The following is a 4,317-nucleotide window of genomic DNA, read 5'->3' as shown; positions in this document are numbered from 1 at the left end:
GGCGCGGGCCGGGCCGACGCATACGCGGCCGGCTCCGACGGAGCCGGACCGCACGCCGCGCTCCTTCCGGAGCGGGGCGAGGCTTCGATACTTTCGGTGTGACGTAGAGCCGGGCGGGCTCCAGGTCGCACCAGGGGTCTCGAGGCCGGTCCGGAGGCCGCTGCCTGGCGCAGAGGTGCGTCGCCCGCGAGTGGGGCGCAGTATTCCGGGAAGGGCCGGTGTCCCGGCATCGACGATCGAAGGGTGACGGATCAGTGAGTGACGAGGCGACGCAGAACTTCGCGGTGGACGTGGAGGGCAAGCCGGCCCGGCGCGTGCTCCTGAAGCTGTCGGGCGAGGCGTTCGGCGGTGGCAGCGTGGGGCTGGACGCCGACGTGGTCCGGCGCATGGCGAAGGAGATCGGCGTGGCCGTCCGGGACGGCATCCAGGTCGCGATCGTCGTCGGCGGCGGGAACTTCTTCCGCGGCGCCGAGCTGAGCGTGGCCGGCATGGACCGGGCCCGCGCGGACTACATGGGCATGCTCGGCACGGTCATGAACTGCCTCGCCCTGCAGGACTTCCTGGAGCAGGCCGGCGTCACGACGCGCGTGCAGACCGCCATCACGATGGGCCAGGTCGCCGAGCCGTACATCCCGCTGCGGGCGATCCGGCACCTGGAGAAGGGTCGCGTGGTGATCTTCGGCGCGGGTGCGGGCATGCCGTACTTCTCGACGGACACCGTCGCGGTCCAGCGCGCCCTGGAGACGAGCTGCGAGCAGGTCGTCATGGGCAAGAACGGGGTCGACGGCGTGTACGACTCCGACCCGCGCCGCAACCCCGACGCGAAGAAGCTCGACCACCTGACCTACACCGACGCCCTCGTGAACCGGCTCGGCGTCATGGACGACACGGCGCTGGCCATGTGCCGCGACAACGACGTCCAGATGCGGGTCTTCGGCATGGAGGGCGAGGGCAACGTCACGCGCGCACTGGCCGGCGAGCCGATCGGCACGCTGATCACGACGCGCTGAACCGCGGGACCCGGGCCCGCCCGGGAACTCGCGATCCTTTCGGTAGCCGGGCAAAGTGTCCGTAGAGTGGCCCCGGCACCACCCGTAGACCAACGACAGGAGCAGTGGTGATCGACGAGACCCTCCTCGAAGCCGAGGAAAAGATGGAGAAGGCGATCGAGGTCGCCAAGGAGGACTTCGCGGGCATCCGCACCGGCCGTGCGAACGCCGGGATGTTCAGCAAGATCACCGTCGACTACTACGGCGCGCCCACGCCGCTGCAGCAGCTGGCGTCGTTCAACATCCCCGACGCGCGGACCGTGCTGGTCGCCCCCTTCGACAAGGGCTCCGTGCCCGCCGTCGAGAAGGCGCTGCGCGACTCCGACCTGGGTGTGAACCCGGCGACCGACGGCAACGCCATCCGCATCGTGCTGCCCTCCCTGACGGAGGAGCGCCGCCGCGACTACGTGAAGCTCGCCAAGTCGAAGGCCGAGGACTCGCGCGTCTCGGTGCGCAACATCCGCCGCAAGGCCAAGGAGACGCTGGACCGCATCGTCAAGGACGGCGAGGCCGGCGAGGACGAGGTCGTGCGCGCGGAGAAGGAGCTGGACAAGCTGACCAAGAGCCACGTCGACATGATCGACCAGCTGCTCTCCAGCAAGGAGAGCGAGCTGCTCGAGGTCTGATGCCCGCACCGCCTCGAGACAGAACAGAGCGAGACAACGCGCACACCGCAGTGAGCCCAGAACCCGAACCCGCCGCGAAGACCTCGCGCGCGGGCCGCAACCTGCCCGCAGCCATCCTCGTCGGCGTCGGCCTGCTCGGCATCGTCGGCGCGTCGCTGTACTGGCGACCCGAACCGTTCGTCCTGTTCGTGGTGCTCCTGCTGTGGGCGGGGCTCTGGGAGCTGCGGCAGGCGTTCGCGCGCCGTGACCTGCGGCTGCCCATGGTCCCGCTCTTCGTGGGCACCGCGGGCATGGTGGTCTCCGCGTACCGGGGCGGTCCGGAGGCGCTGTTCGTGGCCTTCGTGCTGACCGTGGCCGCGACCGTGGTGTGGCGGGCGCTGGACGGTTCCGGCCTCAGCGCCGTGCGGGACTCGGCGGCGGCGATCTTCGCCGCGTCCTACCTGCCGTTCCTGGCCGGGTTCGTGGTGCTCATGCTCGCGCAGCCCGACGGCGAGATCCGCGTCGCGCTGTTCATCCTCCTGGCGGTCGCCAACGACACCGGCGGCTACATCGCCGGCGTCATGCTGGGCCGGCACCCGCTGGCGCCGACCGTGAGCCCCAAGAAGTCCTGGGAGGGCCTGGCCGGCTCGATCGTGCTGGCCACGGTCGTGGGCGTGCTCGGTTCGGTCTACGGGCTGGGCGAGAGCCCGATCCTCGGCATCGCGCTCGGCGTCATGACCGCCATCACTGCCACGGTCGGCGATCTCGCCGAGTCGCTCCTCAAGCGTGACCTAGAATTGAAGGACATGGGCTCATTGCTCCCGGGGCACGGGGGCGTGCTGGACCGCCTCGACTCGCTGGTCATCACAGCGCCCTTCGTCTATCTCGTGCTCTCGGTGGTTGCCTGATGAAAACTCCCCTTGCCCAGCCTGTCGTGCGTCCGTCGGACGAGACCCCGGCGATCCCGCTGCAGATGGCGCCCAAGCGCCGCGGCAAGCCGCCGAGGCACTTCGCCGACCTCACGCCCGAGGAGCGCGTGGCATCGGTGCTCGAGGCGGGCGAGCCCGCCTTCCGGGCCAAGCAGCTCGCCACGCACTACTTCACGCACTACACGAGCGACGCGACGCAGATGACGGACCTCCCGGCGAAGTCCCGTGAGGCGCTGGCGGCGACGATGTTCCCGCAGCTCATCCGCCCTACGCGCAAGCTGGAGGCCGACGGCGGCACCACGGTCAAGACGCTGTGGCACCTGTTCGACGACGCCAAGGTCGAGTCGGTGCTCATGCGCTACCCGAACCGCACCACGCTGTGCGTCTCCAGCCAGGCCGGCTGCGGCATGGCCTGCCCGTTCTGCGCCACGGGCCAGCTCGGCCTGACCCGCAACCTGTCCACGGCGGAGATCCTGGAGCAGGTGCGCGCGGCCTTCCGCTCGCTGGCCGACGGTGAGATCCCTGGCGGCGTCACCCGGCTGAACAACCTGGTCTTCATGGGCATGGGCGAGCCGCTGGCCAACTACAAGGCCGTGATCGAGACGGTCCGCACGCTGGTGGCGCCGCAGCCCGAGGGCCTCGGCATGTCGGCGCGCAACATCACGGTCTCCACCGTGGGCCTGGTCCCGGCCATGCAGAAGCTCACCAAGGAGGGCATCCCGGTGACGCTCGCCCTCTCGCTGCACGCGCCGGACGACGACCTGCGCTCCGAGCTGGTGCCGATCAACACCCGCTGGAGCGTCGACGAGACGCTGGACGCCGCGCGGAACTACTTCGAGGTGACCGGGCGCCGCGTGTCGATCGAGTACGCCCTCATCAAGGACATGAACGACCACGCCTGGCGGGCCGACCTGCTGGGCGAGAAGCTCAACTCCCGCGGGCGCGGCTGGGTGCACGTCAACCCCATCCCGCTCAACCCGACTCCCGGCTCCATCTGGACCGCGAGCGACCGGGATGTCGAGGACGAGTTTGTGGCACGATTGCGCGGTCACGGGATCCCGACCACTATCCGTGACACCCGCGGGAGCGACATCGACGGGGCCTGCGGGCAGCTGGCGGCTGAGGAGGACGACGAGTGAGTGGGATGTTCAACAGCGTGCCCGCGATGCGCACCGGGTACGACAAGGACGAGGTCGACGAGTTCTTCGAGCACGCCCGGCAGGCGTACGAGGGACGTACCGCGGATCGGCTGACGAGTGCCGACATCCAGGCCTCGACCTTCGACCTGACCCGCGGCGGGTACAACACCCACGAGGTAGACGCGGCGCTCGACCGTCTCGAGGCGGCGTTCATCGCGCGGCAGCGTGCGGAGTACGCGTCGGCGCACGGTCAGCAGGCCTGGATGAACGCGCTCGCCGAGCGCGCGCGTTCGCTGTACGGGCGGCTGGGCCGGCCGGACGGCGAGAAGTTCGGCCCTGCGGACCGCGGCTCGCAGGGATACGACAAGGACGACGTCGACGACCTGTGCGACCGGCTGATCGGCTACTTCGACCGTCAGGAGCCGCTGACGGCCGGAGACATCCGGTCGGCGACCTTCGGCCGGGCCCGCGGCCCGGAGGCCTACGACGAGGCCTCCGTCGACGCGTTCCTCAGCCGTGCGGTGGAGGTCCTGCTCGGGGTCGAGTGACCCTGCTTGCCGGGTAGTACAGGAGAGGGCGGAGCGCTGACCAGCGC

Annotated in this window: 5 protein-coding genes; all 5 read left to right on the top strand. The window is 70.1% G+C overall.

Annotated features, from left to right (window positions below):
* The first annotated feature begins 254 nt into the window (after nucleotides 1–254).
* The 5 genes from pyrH to ACFU5G_RS29275 all read left to right on the top strand — a co-directional run bounded on the left by pyrH (nucleotide 255) and on the right by ACFU5G_RS29275 (nucleotide 4,270).
* The gene (gene pyrH, locus ACFU5G_RS29295) at nucleotides 255–1,010 is read left to right on the top strand and encodes a UMP kinase (protein WP_377252551.1); all 756 of its coding nucleotides are present in this window, start codon (nucleotides 255–257) and stop codon (nucleotides 1,008–1,010) included.
* A gap of 107 nt (nucleotides 1,011–1,117) precedes the next feature.
* Entirely contained in the window at nucleotides 1,118–1,675 is a 558-nt protein-coding gene (gene frr / locus ACFU5G_RS29290; RefSeq protein ID WP_026365946.1) for a ribosome recycling factor, read from the top strand.
* A gap of 50 nt (nucleotides 1,676–1,725) precedes the next feature.
* Nucleotides 1,726–2,562 carry a phosphatidate cytidylyltransferase gene (locus tag ACFU5G_RS29285; protein WP_377252548.1) on the top strand — a complete coding sequence of 279 codons (837 nt, stop codon included), beginning with the start codon at nucleotides 1,726–1,728 and terminating at the stop codon, nucleotides 2,560–2,562.
* Between the two features lie 65 nt (nucleotides 2,563–2,627).
* The gene (rlmN, locus tag ACFU5G_RS29280; protein WP_377252555.1) at nucleotides 2,628–3,722 is read left to right on the top strand and encodes a 23S rRNA (adenine(2503)-C(2))-methyltransferase RlmN; all 1,095 of its coding nucleotides are present in this window, start codon (nucleotides 2,628–2,630) and stop codon (nucleotides 3,720–3,722) included.
* Nucleotides 3,723–3,727: 5 nt separating this feature from the next.
* Nucleotides 3,728–4,270, top strand: coding sequence for a DivIVA domain-containing protein (locus ACFU5G_RS29275; protein ID WP_377252553.1), 543 nt, complete (start codon nucleotides 3,728–3,730; stop codon nucleotides 4,268–4,270).
* Nucleotides 4,271–4,317: the final 47 nt, after the last annotated feature.

The sequence above is a fragment of the Promicromonospora sp. NPDC057488 genome (assembly GCF_042802395.1).
Taxonomy (GTDB): domain Bacteria; phylum Actinomycetota; class Actinomycetes; order Actinomycetales; family Cellulomonadaceae; genus Promicromonospora.
The sequence above is the reverse complement of the archived record's forward strand: the minus strand, read 5'-3'. Positions and strand labels throughout refer to the sequence as shown.

Bases quoted from the DNA above. Each gene is read 5' to 3' on its own strand.
- rlmN (WP_377252555.1), top strand. From the start codon at position 2,628: ATGGCGCCCAAGCGCCGCGGCAAGCCGCCGAGGCACTTCGCCGACCTC.
- ACFU5G_RS29275 (WP_377252553.1), top strand. From the start codon at position 3,728: ATGTTCAACAGCGTGCCCGCGATGCGCACCGGGTACGACAAGGACGAG.